Genomic DNA, 14,926 nt, shown 5'->3' with positions numbered 1-14,926 from the left:
AGTGCCAACGTCACATCAGATAGATGTGGACGTTGGCTTTCTGATCAATGATCAGAACGTAGTACGCAACCCGACCTGAACGCTGCGCCCTGCTGCCGGCGCAACGTCGCGCAGGATCGAACTGGCATAGCGCACGGTTTGATTGGTCAGGTTCTCGGCATCGACGAACGCCAGCCATTTGCTCTGCCCGACATCGAAGTGATAACCGACACTCGCCCCCAACGTGGTGTAGCCATCGGTGCTGCTGTCGTTGGCCGGCACTCGATGCTGGGAACTGGCGTGCTCGACATCGATCCGCGCTTGCCAGCGATCCAGCTCCCACAGCAAACCACTGTTCAAACGTAGTGGCGCGATGCGCGGCAGATCTTCGCCACTGTCCAGATTCTTCGCTCGGGTGTAATCACCGGATAGCTCCAGCGCGAACTTGCCATAAGCGTTTTCGCCGAGGCTCCAGTGATCCTGCGCCTCGATCCCGCTGAAGCGTGCGCGTACGCCTGAATAGGTGTATTCGGGAATGCCGTCAGCATCCTCTTCGCCTTCATCATTCAAATTGCGCCCCGTACCCAAGAGGCCGATGTAGTTGGAGAAGTGGCTGTAGAACACGCCGACGCTGCCCTTGTGCGTGCCGTTGTCGAAGCGCAACGCCAGGTCGCTGGACACGGCTTTTTCTTTCGACAGGCCGGCATCGCCGACTTCATAGGTGCCGGTCGCGACGTGCGCGCCGTTGGCGTACAGCTCATAAAATGTTGGAGCACGTTCGGTGTAGCCCAATGTCGCGGCGACCGACCAGATCGGCGTCAGGGTATAGACCGCTCCGGACGACAGGCTGCCAGCGGTGAAACTGCTGGATTTGTCGGCATTGGCGAAGCGCTCGTTGCCCTTCGCATCCGGGTCGACGGTGGTGTGTTCCAGTCGACCGCCAAGGGTGAACAGCAGACGCTCGGTGGCTTGCAGCTCTTCGAGAATGAACAGTGCGCCGGCATTGGTATCGGTCTGCGGCACGAACGCTTCTTCGCCCAATGCGGAGAATTCGTTGCGATTGACCTGCGCTCCAATCACCCCGTTGAACGGGCCCAGCGGCTGATGCCGCGCCTCGACTCGCGCCTCGTAACCTTTGTTCTTGAACGTGGTGCCGACTTCTCCGCCTTCGATCTCGCGGTGCTGGTAATCGGTGTAACCGGCATCGAGTTTGACCGAGCTGAACGGCCCATCAAGATTGCGTATTTCGGAGGCGAACGCGTAGTGCTCCTGCTGCATGCGAATACGCACATCTTCTTCGGCCGGCGAGCCGTAATTCGAGTCGTAATTGCTGTACGACAGCCCGGCGTAACCGTCATCCCAGGTGTACGAACCGCCGACCGCCCCACCATCCTGGCGACCGTCGCTGTTGGCCAGCCGATGCTTGCTGGAATCACCGTCATCGGCGGCGCGTTCGCGACCGGTCTTGGCGTAGCCGGGGATTTTCAGGTCATTGAACTCACGTGCACTGGCGTCGAGGTGCAAGGCGAACTGGCCATTACCGGCCTCAAGTTTTCCGGCGCTGCTGCGCGTGGTGTCGGCGCCGCCGTAACGCAATTCGCCGGCACCGTGAATGCCTTCGATGGCTTCGGTCGGTATCCGGTTATCGAAGGTGTTGACCACTCCGCCGATGGCGCTGCCGCCGTACAACAACGCCGCTGGACCACGGACGATTTCGATACGTTCGACGTTGACCGGATCAAGCGGCACCGCGTGATCGTAAGACAGCGACGACGCATCCAGCGCGCCGACGCCATTGCGCAAGATACGAATGCGATCCCCGTCCTGCCCACGAATGATCGGGCGACTGGCACCGGGGCCAAAGTACGACGACGACACGCCGGGCTGCTTGTTCAGGGTTTCGCCAAGACTGCCCTTTTGTTGCAGCGTCAACTCATCGCCACTGAGTACAGTTGTGGGTGAGGCCAGAGTCTGGCTACCCAGCGGATTGCCGGTGATGACTTGCGGTTGCAATTCGAGGGTATCGGCGGCGAACGTGGGGGCAGCGATCAGCAGCGCGGCAGCCAGCGGAGTCAGTTGAAGGCGACGAAAACGGGGAGGCATTTCGAAATTCCGTAAGACAGAGAAGTGAGAGCAACAAGATGAAACGAATTTAATGTTATACAATAACATTTCAACTTGTCATCACGATTCTGTACTTATGTTTTTCAGCGAGCGCTCAAGGGCGGGGATTTCAGGGAGTCGGAAGGAATCAAAAGATCGCAGCCAGCGCACGCCGCGATCTTTTGATCTGTAAAAGACTGCGCCTATCGGCGTCCAATAGTCGGGCTATTAGCTGACTTGCCAAGTCGGGACTAGCCTTACTAGTCCGAAGTCGGCACGAGCCGGCCGCACAGACCTGATAAGGACCCGAACATGGCAAATGAATCGAAATGCCCGTTCAATCATGCTGCCGGTGGTGGCACGACGAACCGCGACTGGTGGCCGAATCAACTTAATCTGAAGATCCTCAGCCAGCATTCGCCCAAGTCCGATCCGCTGGGCAAGGACTTCGACTACGCCAAAGCCTTCAAGAGCCTCGACTTCCAGGCGCTGAAACAGGACATCACCGCGCTGATGACCCAGTCGCAGGACTGGTGGCCGGCAGACTTCGGCCATTACGGCCCCCTCTTCATTCGTATGGCCTGGCACAGCGCCGGGACTTACCGCACTGGCGACGGCCGTGGTGGCGCCGGTTCCGGCCAGCAACGTTTTGCCCCGCTCAATAGCTGGCCGGACAACGTCAGCCTCGACAAGGCCCGGCGCCTGCTGTGGCCGATCAAACAGAAATACGGGCGCAATATTTCCTGGGCCGACCTGATTGTCCTCACCGGTAACGTGGCGCTGGAGTCGATGGGCTTCAAGACCTTCGGCTTCTCCGGCGGTCGCGCCGATGTCTGGGAGCCGGACGAGGATGTGTACTGGGGCTCGGAAACCGAGTGGCTGGGTGGCGAAACCCGTTACGGCAAAGAACAGAAAATCATGCAGGACCCCGGCGACGGCACATTGGTGGCCGAACCCGCAGAGCACGGCCATGAACAGAGCCGCACCGACAACGGCGAACGCAATCTGGAAAACCCGCTCGCCGCCGTGCAGATGGGCCTGATTTATGTGAACCCGGAAGGCCCTGAAGGCCACCCGGACCCGGTCGCCTCGGCCAAGGACATCCGCGAAACCTTTGGCCGTATGGCCATGAACGATGAGGAAACTGTAGCGCTGATCGCTGGCGGTCACGCTTTCGGTAAAACCCACGGCGCCGGCCCCGCCGATAATGTCGGGCCTGAACCTGAAGCTGCCGGCCTGGAGGAGCAAGGTCTGGGCTGGAGAAACGCCTTCGGTACCGGTAAAGGTGCTGACACCATTACCAGCGGCCTGGAAGTGACTTGGACCACCACACCCACCCGCTGGAGCAACAACTACCTGGAAAACCTGTTCGGTTTCGAGTGGGAACTGACCAGGAGCCCGGCCGGTGCGCATCAATGGATACCGAAAAACGGCGGCGGCGCCGGCACTGTTCCGCATGCTCACGATCCGAGCAAAAAACTCTCCCCGACCATGCTCACCTCCGACCTGGCGCTGCGTTTTGATCCGGCCTACGAACAGATTTCACGGCGCTTCCTGGCCAATCCCGATCAATTGGCCGATGCCTTCGCCCGCGCCTGGTACAAACTGATCCACCGTGACATGGGGCCATTGTCGCGTTACCTCGGTCCGGAACTGCCGAGCGAAGAATTGCTGTGGCAAGACCCGATCCCAGACGTCAGTCACCCGCTGATCGACGCCAACGATGCTGCGGCGCTGAAGAGCAAAATTCTTGCCTCGGGGTTGTCGGTATCGCAGCTGGTATCCACTGCGTGGGCGGCAGCCTCGACTTTCCGTGGTTCCGACAAACGCGGCGGCGCCAATGGCGGGCGTCTGCGTCTGGCACCGCAAAAATCCTGGGAAGCCAACCAACCGGAACAACTGGCCAGAGTGCTGATAGCACTGGAAGGCATCCAGAACGAGTTCAATGGCGGCGGCAAGAAAGTCTCACTGGCCGATCTGATCGTGCTGGCGGGAAATGCCGGGGTTGAACAGGCGGCGAAAAATGCCGGGCATTCGGTGACGGTGCCGTTTTCACCAGGGCGTGCCGATGCGACGCAAGAGCAGACCGATGTCGAATCGTTCGCCTTCCTCGAACCCATCGCCGACGGCTTCCGCAATTACAGCAAAGGCAAATACACGGTTTCCGCCGAGGCGTTACTGATCGACAAGGCACAACTGCTGACCCTCACCGCTCCGGAAATGACCGTGCTGCTGGGTGGCCTGCGCGTGTTGAACACCAACGTCGGGCAAACCCGTCATGGTGTATTCACCAGCCAGACTGAAGCGCTGACCAATGACTTCTTCACCAATCTGCTGGACATGGGTGTGGAGTGGAAACCGACCTCGCGCGATGCGGACGAGTTCGAGGGGCGTGACCGAAAAACCGGAAACACAAAATGGACGGCGACACGGGTTGATCTGGTGTTCGGTTCCAACGCGCAATTGCGTGCGCTGGCCGAGGTGTATGCCAGTTCTGATGCGAAGGAACAGTTCGTGAAGGACTTCGTCGCTGCATGGACGAAAGTAATGAACCTGGACCGGTTCGACCTGAAGTAATTGACGTAACACTAAACCACTGTGGGAGCGAGCTTGCTCGCGAAAGCGGTAGTCCAAACGACATCTTTGTCGTCTGATACTCCCAATTCGCGAGCAAGCTCGCTCCCACAGTTTTAAGCAGTGTTAATCCAGCTTAAGCCAGGCTTTTGCTGACCACTTCGTACACGTCACTCGACAGCTGACCCGAAGCGAGAATCCGCTCCAGCTCTGCTTTCATCAGCGCCTGACGTGCGCTGTCGTATTTGCGCCAGCGAGTCAGTGGCGCCAATTGACGCGAAGCGATCTGCGGGTTGAAGCCATTCAACTCGATCACCAGATCCGCCAGGAAGCGATACCCGGAACCATCAGCCGCGTGGAAGTTGATCAGGTTCTGCCCGGCAAACGCGCCGACCAATGCCCGCACCTTGTTTGGATTCTTGATGTTGAACGCCGGGTGCTGCATCAGCGCCTTGGTACGTTCCAGCCCGCCCGGCAACGTGCTGCCGGCCTGCACACTGAACCACTGATCCATGACCAGCGGATTGTCCTTGAAGTGCTCGGCGAAACTCGCCAGCGCCAGCGCTTTCTGTTCTTCGAACGGCGAGTTGACCAGTACCGCCAGCGCGGTCAGGCGCTCGGTCATGTTGTCGCTGTTTTCGAACTGTTCAAGCGTTGCCGCCAGAACTTCAGGTTTGCCGCTGAGCATCAGGTACGACAGCGCGATGTTTTGCAGCGCACGGCGGGCGAAATGCTCGGCCTCGGCCACATACGGGGTTTTCTTCGACAGATCGCGGTTGGCCTGATAACGCAGCCACAGCGCTTCGAACAGGTTATCCGCCAACTGCTTGCGAGCAAATTCGCGAGCGATGTGGATCGCTTCGACGTCAGCCACTTCGCTGATTTCGGTCAGGTACGCTTCGCTTGGCAGCGAGAGCATTTCCGCGACCATTGCCTGATCCAGCGTTTCATCCGTCAGCACCGTACGCAATGCCGAAACCAGACGTGGATCGAGCACCAGCGCCTCACCCTTCTGCTGCTGGGCAACCAGCTCTTGCAGCACCTGCACCGACAGTTGCTGACCGGCGTCCCAGCGGTTGAAACCGTCGCTGTCGTGTTGCATCAGGAACATCAACTGATCGCGGTTGTACGGGAAGCTCAGTTTCACCGGCGCCGAGAAGCCGCGCAGCAGCGATGGCAGCGGTTGTTCGGCAATGTCGACGAAGGTGAAAGTCTGCTCGGCTTCGGTGACCGAAATCACTCGCGTCGTGCCTTGGGCGGTCGCCTCGCCAGCCAGACGCAGGGCAATCTCGTTGCCTTTACTGTCCAGCAGGCCCAGTTCGACCGGGATCACGAACGGCAGTTTTTCGACCTTGTCCGGGGTTTCCGGGCAGCTTTGACGGAGCGTCAGGCTGTAGGTTTTCGCCGCGGCGTCGTAGGACTCGCTCACCGCCAGACGCGGCGTACCGGCCTGGCTGTACCAGCGCTTGAACTGGGTCAGGTCAACGCCATTGGCATCTTCCATGGCCTTGATGAAATCGTCGCAGGTCACGGCCTGGCCGTCGTGGCGGTCGAAGTACAGATCGCTGCCCTTGCGGAAGCCTTCGGCGCCGAGCAAGGTGTGGATCATGCCGACCACTTCCGAGCCCTTTTCGTACACGGTCAAGGTGTAGAAGTTGGAAATCTCGATGAAGCTGTCCGGGCGCACGGCGTGAGCCATCGGGCCGGCATCTTCGGCGAACTGGTGGGTTCGCAGATAGGCAACGTCCTGAATGCGCTTGACCGTGGCCGAGTTCATGTCGGCGGAGAAGCCCGAGTCGCGGAACACGGTGAAGCCTTCCTTGAGCGACAACTGGAACCAGTCGCGGCAGGTCACGCGGTTGCCCGACCAGTTGTGAAAGTATTCGTGGGCGACGATCGCCTCGACGCGCTGGTGTGCAGCATCGGTAGCGGTTTCGGCGCGGGCCAGCACGGCGCTGGAGTTGAAGATGTTGAGGCCCTTGTTCTCCATCGCGCCCATGTTGAAGTCGTTCACGGCGACGATCATGAAGATGTCCAGATCGTACTCGCGACCGTAGACCTCTTCGTCCCAACGCATGGACTTCTTCAAGCTGTTCATCGCGTGCTGGCACTTGTCGATGTTTTCCGGCTCGACATAGATGCGCAGCGCCACGGTGCGCTCGGTCATGGTGGTGAAGGTGTCTTCGACGCACCACAGATCACCGGCCACCAGCGCGAACAGGTACGCCGGTTTCATGAACGGATCTTCCCAGGTCGCCCAGTGCCGGCCATCTTCGCCAGGACCCGAGGCAATCGGGTTGCCGTTGGACAGCAACACCGGATAGCTGTGCTGCTCGGCGACCACGGTGGTGGTGAACTTGCTCATCACGTCCGGGCGGTCGAGGTAATAGGTGATCTTGCGGAAACCTTCGGCCTCGCACTGGGTGCAGAACATCGTGCCGGACTTGTACAAGCCTTCCAGCGCGGTGTTGGTTTCCGGGTGGATCTTGACACTGGTATCGACCGTGAAGGTTTCAGCGGTCGGTTGCAGGGTCAGGTGGTTTTCAGTGACTTGATAGTCGTCGGCGCTCAGCTCCTGGTCAGCCAGGGTCACCGACAACAATTCCAGCTGCTGGCCGTCGAGCACCAGCGGCGGCAGGCCCGGGCCACGCGCCGGGTTGCGGCGCATCACCAGTTGCGCGTGAACCAGACTGTGGTCCTCGAACAACTCGAAGGTCAGGTGTGTTTCGTCGATCAGGTACTCGGGCGCCTGATAGTCCTTCAGGTAAATCATCTTCGGTTGTTCGGTGCGCATGCTGGAGTCCTTATTGATGCACGGCGAGCTGATAAGCCGTGTACTTACGAATGTTGATCACGCCGGTGTCGAAGATCAGGTACTGACCTTTGATCCCCAGCAGCGTGCCTTCGGCAATCGGGTTCTTGTCCAGGTTGAAGCTGACGATTTTGGCCGGGTATTGCTCGACTGGATATCGGATCTCCAGCGGTTCTACATCGGTAATTTTCTGAATTGCCTGTAGGCCGAATCGCTGTTGCAGGGTTTGCAGGCCTTCGCCGCAACTGTCGAACAACTGATCGCGCACCTGCGCCAGATCCACAGACACCGCATCGCCCTTGAGCAGCGCACGCCAGTTGGTCTTGTCCGCCACCTGACTGCGGAACAGGTCTTCAACGAAGCCTGACTGCTGGCGCGTCGACACGCGCATGATCGGCAATGCCTGACTGGCACCCTGATCGAGCCAGCGTGTCGGCAATTGCGTGGCACGAGTGATGCCGACCTTGACCCCTGACGAGTTAGCCAGATAGACCACATGATCGGTCATGCAGAACTGCTCGCCCCACACCGGATCACGGCAGGTGCCGGCGTCGAAATGGCAACGCTCCGGACTCATGATGCAGATATCGCACTGCGCCAGCTTAGTCATGCACGGGTAGCAATAACCCTGACTGAAACTGGTTTTGGTCTTGCGCCCGCAATGGGTGCAGTGGATCGCCCCCAGATATTCCAGACGCAGCGTGGTGCCGATCAACGGATTGACCGGCACCTCGACGTCATCCAGACGAAACGCGTATTGCACGTTCGGCCCGTCCAGGCGCGCCGACATTTTGCTGATTGCACCGCGGCCAATCTCGATCAATGGATGGCATCCGACTTGAACAGGATGTTCGGCACTTCGATCGACTTCGACGCACACTCTTGAGGCCCCATGTAACCGGTGCGCTCTTCTTCGGGCAGATTCTGGATCTCCCAGGCGATCATCGCTTGCAGCGACAGCTCGCGCTGTTCGGCGGTGAGCTTGCCACCGTCCGACCATTTACCGATTTCCACGGCCAGTTTCAGGCTCTCGTAGATATCCGGGGTGATGTTCTTGATCATTTCGTTAAAAGAGGACATCAGGGTCTCCGCGCTCTTTATTCACACAAAAATTTAAACGGCGAGTTTACGGCGGTTATACAAACCACCCAACAAACCGGTGAAGCATCCGATGAGTAACCCGCCGACGTGGGCGGCGTTGGCGATTTCGCCGAAGCCGATCATCGACACCAGGCCGGACAGGCACAGCAATAACCAGACCAGCATCATCACCAGCACGCCACGCGGCAGGCGATAGGCCGGGTTCGGCGCCAGCATCTGGAAGATCCAGCAATGCCCGAGCAAGCCGTAAAGCACGCCGGACAAGCCGCCGAACAGCGTCGCGCCGCTGAAATAATACTGCGCGTAGTTCGACACCAGGCTGAACAACAGCGTCAGTCCGATCAGATTGACGCTGCCCTGACGCGACTCGATGCGCCGCCCCAGTTCCCAGTACCACATGCCGTTCATGGCCAGGTGCAGGATGCCGAAGTGGATCAGCATCGGCGTGAACAACCGCCACCACTGCCCCGCCGCCAGACTGTCGCCCAGCGGCACAAAGTGGATGTACTCACCGACTACGCGGAAGTCGAGGAAGGTCAGCCAGCGCATCGTGTCGAGGTTGTCGCCGAGGAACGTCAGCCCGCCGACCAACAGGCTCAGCAGCAGAATGAATCCGGTGGCCTTGGCGTATTTCAGTTGTTCGACAAAACCCGGGCGCTGAAAGGTCGGCGCCACCGGAATATCCAGTTGCTGCTCGGGATCGCCCGCCGGAAAGCGTTCGTAGAGCGAGCGCACGTCTTCGCTGATCTCATAAGGCGCCCACAGCACTTGCTCGCCGGCCTCTTCGCTGACGCGATGCGGCACTTGCATGCGTTGCAGCAGTTTGACGAAACCACTCAGATCGGCCGCCAACGGCAGCCGCAGTACCACGACGGAACTCATTGCAGAACCTCTGGCCGTTCAACATCGACCCAGACAAATTTATGCGGATCGAGGCGGGTTTCCTGATCCAGACGATAGGCGACCAATTTGCCGTAGAGCACCGCGCTGTAATCCAGGCACGCGAGGTTCGGGCGGATCGGCGCCGGTTTGCCGCTGCGCCAGTAGTGGCCGACGAACAGCAACGGTTCATCAACGCCATAGCGCAGCAGGGTATTTTTTTCGCTGGAAGTCAGCGGCTTCTGCGCCACCGGTTCCGGCAGTGCATCGGGCTGGAAGACGATGTCGCCATAGGTTTTCGGATCGTCTTCCCAGAACTTGGTACGGAAGAACGAACGCACCAGACCGTCGCCGCTGGTCATGGTCAGACCGTCCGGCAAGCGCATGTCGGTGCCGCGCAGCAGGCGATCGAACACCGTGCAGGCGAAACTCTCGGGGACAGCCGAGGCCTGGAGGAAATGCTCGTCGATGCAGCCATTGGGGAACAGCGCCCGCAACGGTTCGATCAGGCCGGCATCCCAGCAGGCATGCACCACGCGGAAACGCCCGGCATCGACAAACAGCGGCAGGTCATAGAACCAGCGCTGGAAATCGTGCCAGTCGGCGGGATGGCCTTCGAACTGGGTCAGGGTTTCATGCAGCAGACGGGCGTGGCGCGGCGTGTGTTCGCGCACGAACTGCTTGCCGCTGCCCGGTGGCGCCGGCGTGCCCCAGCCGAGTGCGTTGAATTCGTGGTTGCCCATGATGCACAACGCCTGACCGGCCTCGACCATGTCGTGAACGATGTGCAGTGCCTCGCGAATTCGCGGGCCACGGTCAATGATGTCGCCGACGAACACGGCCATGCGCGAAGGATGCCGCCAGACGCCGCCCTGCTTGTGATAACCGAGACGGTCAAGCAAGTGTTCCAGCGTGAGTGCGCATCCGTGCACATCACCGATCAGGTCATAACTGCGCGCAGGATCGAGCATCAGTCGCCTCCACCACCCAACTTGCTGCCCCAGCCGAGCTTGGTGCGGCAGACTTCGTAGTAGTTGTGGTCGAGCGGATGAATCAGCCGCAGCTTCTGCGCTTTCTTGCTGACGGTGATGGTGTCACCCGGCGCGCAGGTGAAATGGTTCTGCCCGTCGCAGGAGACCTGCGGGTAGATCTGCATATTCTTCGACACGACGATTTTCAGCTCGCTGTTGCCATCGACCACGATTGGTCTGCTGGACAACATATGGGGATACATCGGCACGATCACAATGGCGTCGAGCTTGGGATGCATGATCGGCCCGCCAGCGGACAGCGCATACGCGGTGGAACCGGTCGGCGTGGCGACGATCAGGCCGTCGGCCTTCTGGCTGCAAACAAACTGGCCGTCGATGTACAGCTCGAATTCGATCATCCGCGTCGATTTGCCGGGGTGCAAAACCACGTCATTCAGCGCGTCGCCCTGGCCGATGGCCTCGGCGTGCCGGCGAACTTCGGCTTGCAGCAGGAAGCGGTTTTCCACCAGATAGTGGCCGTCGAGCACTTTGGCGACTTCGACTTCCAGCTCATCCGGGCGAATGTCAGTGAGGAACCCGAGGCTGCCACGGTTGATGCCGAGCACCGGAATATTGTGTTTCGCCAGTGCACGGGCCGCGCCGAGCAGGCTGCCGTCCCCGCCAACGACGATGACCATGTCGCAGACTTCGCCAAGCATCTTGCGCGACGAGGTCTGCAAGCCGTGGCCCGGCAGGACTTCGGCGATGGTGTCTTCGAGGATCACATGCAGGTGACGATCGAGCAGAAACCGTTTCAGTCGGCGGACGGTATCCAGCACCTGCGAACTGCCCAGGCGACCGATGATGCCGATATTACGAAATTGCTCCATGGGACCTCTGCGGACAATCGAAAACGCGAAAAACCCGATTATGGGCGAAAGCGCCAGATAGACAAAATCCTTTCAGCCTCAAGGGTGTGCCCGGGTTTAAGGCTATGCTCGCAAGATGATCCTATTTCCCGGTTTGCTCCAGTTGCCCCACCAATTACGCCATCCGGAAGTGCGCGATCTGGCGTGGGTGATCCTCGCCCCGCCCATGTTGGCCACAACCCCTTGGCCGCAGCGCCATCCGCTGGCCGGCAGTGACTGGGTCGGCGATCCCGAACGGCTGGAGCAGTGGCTGCGAGAACTCGACCGCGACAGCTATGGCTTGCTGCATTGGCTGTCGCAGGCACGCACCCGGCGCCTGGGCTTGTATTACGAGCGGCTGTGGCAGTTCGCAGTGCAACATGCGCCGGGCATCCAGTTGATCGCCGCCAACCTGCCGATCCGTCGCGAAGGTCACACCCTCGGCGAACTGGACATGCTGCTGCGTGACCGCGATGGCGTGCATCACCTGGAACTGGCGATCAAGCTCTACCTCGGGCCGCAGGATGGCGACGGCAGTGATTCGTCGCAGTGGCTGGGGCCGGGTTGCCATGATCGACTGGATCGCAAACTGGCGCATCTGAGCGAACACCAACTGCCGATCTCCGCCCGCCCGGAAAGCCGCGAAGCGCTGGCGGCGCTGGATGTCGGGGCGTTCAATGCGCATTTGTGGCTCGGCGGCTATCTGTTGTATCCGTGGCCGGGGCAGTCTGAATCGCCGAACGGAGCGCACCCGCAGCATTTGCGCGGCAGTTGGTTGCATCAGAAGGACTGGCAGGCGTTCGTTGCGCAGCGACCGGCCGGACGCTGGCAGCCCCTGCCCCGTCATGCGTGGCTGGCGCCGGCGCATTACCCGGTGGATCAGGTCTGGAGCGAGGAACATCTGCAGATGTGGCTGGACGATCTGCAACCCTTGGCCCCGGCGCAGTTATTGGTGCGCTTGATCGAGAATGCCCGAGGGGATTGGGAAGAGGCTGAGCGGTTGTTTCTGGTATCGGATCTTTGGCCGAATGTCCCCGGCCAAGCCTGAGTTGTGCTTTGCCAGGACTGGCCCAATCGCTAGCAGGCTAGCTCCCACAGGTTATGCGTGCACCTGAAACCTGTGGGAGCTAGCCTGCTAGCGATTGGGGCCGACACAGCTAAAGGGATAACCGCAAAGCCAAAGCCGCCAATGTCACCAGCAACACCGGCACCGTCAGCACAATCCCGACCTTGAAGTAATACCCCCAACCAATCCGAATCCCCTTGCGCTCCAGCACATGCAGCCACAACAACGTCGCCAGACTGCCAATCGGCGTAATCTTCGGCCCCAGGTCGCTGCCGATCACGTTGGCGTAGATCATTGCCTCCTTGACCACCCCACTCGCCTGACTGGCATCAATCGACAGCAACCCGATCAACACCGTCGGCAAGTTGTTCATGATCGACGACAACAAAGCCGTCAGCAGCCCGGTGCCCAACGCCGCGCCCCACACGCCGTACCCGGCGAACACGTCGAGCCAGCTGGCGAGATACCCGGTCAGCCCGGCGTTGCGCAGGCCATAAACCACCAGATACATGCCCAGCGAGAAAATCACGATCTGCCACGGTGCCTCCTTGAGCACCTTGCGCGTGGATATCTTGTGCCCACGGGCGGCGATGCCCAGCAACAGCGCTGCGCACACCGCGGAAATCGCGCTGATCGGAATGCCCAGCGGTTCAAGGGCAAAACACCCGGCCAGCAAAATCAGCAGCACCACCCAACCGGCGTAGAACGTGGCTTTGTCGTGGATCGCGGTTGCTGGCAACTCAAGCTGTTCCGGGTCGTAAGTCTTGGGAATGTCGCGACGAAAAAACCACATCAACACCACGAGCGTCGCCGCAACGCTGACGAAGTTGACCGGCACCATCACCGCCGCATAGCGGTTGAAGCCGATATGAAAGAAGTCTGCCGAGACAATATTGACCAGGTTCGACACCACCAGCGGCAGGCTCGCGGTGTCGGCGATAAACCCCGCACCCATGACGAACGCCAGTGTCGCGGTCTTCGAAAAACGCAGCGCCAGCAGCATGGAAATGACGATGGGCGTGAGTATCAGCGCCGCGCCGTCATTGGCGAACAGCGCCGACACCAGTGCGCCAAGCAGCACCATGAAGGCGAATAATCGCCGCCCACTGCCCCGCCCCCAACGCGCCACATGCAGGGCTGCCCAGGCGAAAAACCCGGCTTCGTCGAGCAACAGACTGATGATGATCAACGCGACAAAGGTGCCGGTGGCGTTCCAGATGATCTGCCATACCAGCGGGATATCGGTGAGGTGAACCACGCCGAAAATCAACGCCAGTATCGCGCCGAATACCGCACTCCAACCGACTCCGAGGCCTTTGGGTTGCCAGATGACAAGGGTAATGGTCAGCAGGAAAATCAATGACGCAGCAAGCATCCGCAACAGCCTTGTTCAATATTTCTGGAAGTGCAGCCTACTTGTGGCGAGGGGATTTATCCCCGTTGGGTTGCGAAGCGACCCCCTGCGATCGATAGTCATACCGAAATCACAGATTTGACGACTGCTGCGCAGCCGAACGGGGATAAATCCCCTCGCCACAGGGTTTAGCAAGTGAGGTTATTTCTTGTGTTGCTCTACAAACTGCCCATACGCATTGATAAAACTTTGCAGAAAAGGTTTCACCGACTCGCTCAACTTGCCTGATTCATCGAATGCCGTCCCCGCGCCGCCCAGATACGCCTCCGGCTGCTGCATGCACGGCACATTGAGAAACACAAACGACTGGCGCAGATGCTGATTCGCGCCAAAACCACCGATGGCTCCTGGTGAAACGCTGATCACCGCACCGGGCTTGCCGCCCCACACGCTCTTGCCATAAGGCCGTGATCCGACGTCGATGGCGTTCTTCAATGGCGCCGGAACCGAGCGGTTGTACTCAGGGGTCACAAACAGCACCGCGTCGGATGAGCCAACTTCCTGACGGAAAGTGCTGTAGGCTGCGGGCGGTGAATCGCCGTCGATGTCTTCGTTGTACAGTGGCAGATCGCCAATTTCGACAATCTTCAACTTGAGATTCGCTGGTGCCAGCTCTGCCAGCGCCAAGGCGACTTTGCGGTTGATCGAAGCTTTGCGCAAACTACCGACCACTACGGCGACGTTGTAGACATTGCTCATGGAAGACTCTCGACTGTCCGTGGGAAGAGCCAGTAGTTATAGATGATCCGGCGACGGTTCGACCAGAGGACGAGGGAAATTCCCGCGTCTCGATTATTTTTTTCCTGTAGGAAAACTTACGGCGCTTGCTGGCGGTCTACAAAGCCGCAAATCAAGCGTTTTATCTCCAGAGGTTCTAAGCAGATGGCAGCAGTACTCGTCGGTCAGTTCCATGCAAGAGATGCGGAAGGCCGCGTTTATTCCGTGCATGAATTCCAGGAATCCACCCCGTCGGCAGACGGTTCTACTGGCTCGGAGCCTGTCACCACCTACAAACTGGCCATTGGCGATCGCATCAACAAGGTCAGCGACACCGAATTCATGCTGGTTCAATCGGGCATCACCCTGACTCGCGAACCCGAGCCAATGATTGCTTCATAA

At 59.6% G+C, this 14,926-nt stretch carries 12 protein-coding genes and 1 pseudogene; 4 read left to right on the top strand and 9 right to left on the bottom strand.

Annotated elements, in window-relative coordinates:
- Nucleotides 1-51: 51 nt before the first annotated feature.
- On the bottom strand, nt 52-2,082 hold the full coding sequence (locus tag ACTWLJ_RS19100; RefSeq protein ID WP_445177989.1) for a TonB-dependent receptor: 2,031 nt from the start codon (nt 2,080-2,082) through the stop codon (nt 52-54).
- A gap of 312 nt (nt 2,083-2,394) precedes the next feature.
- Between ACTWLJ_RS19100 and katG the strand changes: the two genes are divergently transcribed.
- Both katG and ACTWLJ_RS19090 read left to right on the top strand, forming a co-directional pair.
- Nucleotides 2,395-4,659, top strand: a complete 2,265-nt coding sequence (gene katG / locus ACTWLJ_RS19095; RefSeq protein ID WP_445177988.1) for a catalase/peroxidase HPI — start codon at nt 2,395-2,397, stop codon at nt 4,657-4,659.
- Between the two features lie 21 nt (nt 4,660-4,680).
- Nucleotides 4,681-4,770 (top strand): annotated as a pseudogene (locus ACTWLJ_RS19090) (metal ABC transporter ATP-binding protein); the annotation flags it as partial.
- Nucleotides 4,771-4,792: 22 nt separating this feature from the next.
- Here ACTWLJ_RS19090 and pepN read toward each other — a convergent pair.
- From pepN to ACTWLJ_RS19060, 6 genes are read right to left on the bottom strand one after another with little or no spacing between them, the layout of a single operon-like run.
- Entirely contained in the window at nt 4,793-7,450 is a 2,658-nt protein-coding gene (gene pepN, locus ACTWLJ_RS19085; RefSeq protein WP_445177987.1) for an aminopeptidase N, read from the bottom strand.
- 10 nt (nt 7,451-7,460) lie between these two features.
- Nucleotides 7,461-8,291 carry a DUF2797 domain-containing protein gene (locus ACTWLJ_RS19080; RefSeq protein ID WP_445177986.1) on the bottom strand — a complete coding sequence of 277 codons (831 nt, stop codon included), beginning with the start codon at nt 8,289-8,291 and terminating at the stop codon, nt 7,461-7,463.
- A complete protein-coding gene (locus ACTWLJ_RS19075) occupies nt 8,288-8,548 on the bottom strand; it encodes a YeaC family protein (protein WP_401208761.1) in 261 nt (86 codons plus the stop codon). Before ACTWLJ_RS19075 ends, ACTWLJ_RS19080 begins: the two co-directional genes overlap by 4 nt.
- 33 nt (nt 8,549-8,581) lie before the next feature.
- Nucleotides 8,582-9,451 (bottom strand): rhomboid family intramembrane serine protease, encoded by an 870-nt coding sequence (locus ACTWLJ_RS19070; protein WP_445177985.1) that lies wholly within the window; start codon nt 9,449-9,451, stop codon nt 8,582-8,584.
- Nucleotides 9,448-10,419 (bottom strand): metallophosphoesterase, encoded by a 972-nt coding sequence (locus ACTWLJ_RS19065; protein ID WP_445177984.1) that lies wholly within the window; start codon nt 10,417-10,419, stop codon nt 9,448-9,450. Before ACTWLJ_RS19065 ends, ACTWLJ_RS19070 begins: the two co-directional genes overlap by 4 nt.
- Nucleotides 10,419-11,309: an NAD(+) kinase gene (locus ACTWLJ_RS19060; RefSeq protein ID WP_003224174.1), complete on the bottom strand. Its 891-nt coding sequence runs from the start codon at nt 11,307-11,309 to the stop codon at nt 10,419-10,421. The genes ACTWLJ_RS19065 and ACTWLJ_RS19060 overlap by 1 nt, the downstream gene beginning before the upstream one ends.
- A gap of 115 nt (nt 11,310-11,424) precedes the next feature.
- Here ACTWLJ_RS19060 and ACTWLJ_RS19055 point away from each other — a divergent pair, with 115 nt between their 5' ends.
- A complete protein-coding gene (locus ACTWLJ_RS19055) occupies nt 11,425-12,375 on the top strand; it encodes a DUF1853 family protein (RefSeq protein WP_445177983.1) in 951 nt (316 codons plus the stop codon).
- A gap of 109 nt (nt 12,376-12,484) precedes the next feature.
- On the opposite strand, the gene ACTWLJ_RS19050 is transcribed toward ACTWLJ_RS19055, so the two are convergent.
- Entirely contained in the window at nt 12,485-13,768 is a 1,284-nt protein-coding gene (locus tag ACTWLJ_RS19050) for an arsenic transporter (protein WP_445177982.1), read from the bottom strand.
- Nucleotides 13,769-13,948: 180 nt separating this feature from the next.
- Entirely contained in the window at nt 13,949-14,506 is a 558-nt protein-coding gene (locus tag ACTWLJ_RS19045; RefSeq protein WP_445177981.1) for an NADPH-dependent FMN reductase, read from the bottom strand.
- A 183-nt stretch (nt 14,507-14,689) separates the two neighbouring features.
- Between ACTWLJ_RS19045 and ACTWLJ_RS19040 the strand changes: the two genes are divergently transcribed.
- Nucleotides 14,690-14,926 carry a hypothetical protein gene (locus tag ACTWLJ_RS19040; RefSeq protein ID WP_401208743.1) on the top strand — a complete coding sequence of 79 codons (237 nt, stop codon included), beginning with the start codon at nt 14,690-14,692 and terminating at the stop codon, nt 14,924-14,926.

The sequence above is a fragment of the Pseudomonas sp. McL0111 genome, from assembly GCF_052567255.1.
This window is presented reverse-complemented; position numbering and strand designations above follow the sequence as displayed.

Excerpts from the sequence above, each read along its gene's own strand:
- ACTWLJ_RS19055 (WP_445177983.1), top strand. The coding sequence starts at position 11,425 with ATGATCCTATTTCCCGGTTTGCTCCAGTTGCCCCACCAATTACGCCAT.
- katG (WP_445177988.1), top strand. The coding sequence starts at position 2,395 with ATGGCAAATGAATCGAAATGCCCGTTCAATCATGCTGCCGGTGGTGGC.
- ACTWLJ_RS19070 (WP_445177985.1), bottom strand. The coding sequence starts at position 9,451 with ATGAGTTCCGTCGTGGTACTGCGGCTGCCGTTGGCGGCCGATCTGAGT.
- ACTWLJ_RS19045 (WP_445177981.1), bottom strand. The coding sequence starts at position 14,506 with ATGAGCAATGTCTACAACGTCGCCGTAGTGGTCGGTAGTTTGCGCAAA.
- ACTWLJ_RS19075 (WP_401208761.1), bottom strand. The coding sequence starts at position 8,548 with ATGTCCTCTTTTAACGAAATGATCAAGAACATCACCCCGGATATCTAC.
- ACTWLJ_RS19040 (WP_401208743.1), top strand. The coding sequence starts at position 14,690 with ATGGCAGCAGTACTCGTCGGTCAGTTCCATGCAAGAGATGCGGAAGGC.
- ACTWLJ_RS19060 (WP_003224174.1), bottom strand. The coding sequence starts at position 11,309 with ATGGAGCAATTTCGTAATATCGGCATCATCGGTCGCCTGGGCAGTTCG.
- ACTWLJ_RS19065 (WP_445177984.1), bottom strand. The coding sequence starts at position 10,419 with ATGCTCGATCCTGCGCGCAGTTATGACCTGATCGGTGATGTGCACGGA.
- pepN (WP_445177987.1), bottom strand. The coding sequence starts at position 7,450 with ATGCGCACCGAACAACCGAAGATGATTTACCTGAAGGACTATCAGGCG.
- ACTWLJ_RS19100 (WP_445177989.1), bottom strand. The coding sequence starts at position 2,082 with ATGCCTCCCCGTTTTCGTCGCCTTCAACTGACTCCGCTGGCTGCCGCG.
- ACTWLJ_RS19050 (WP_445177982.1), bottom strand. The coding sequence starts at position 13,768 with ATGCTTGCTGCGTCATTGATTTTCCTGCTGACCATTACCCTTGTCATC.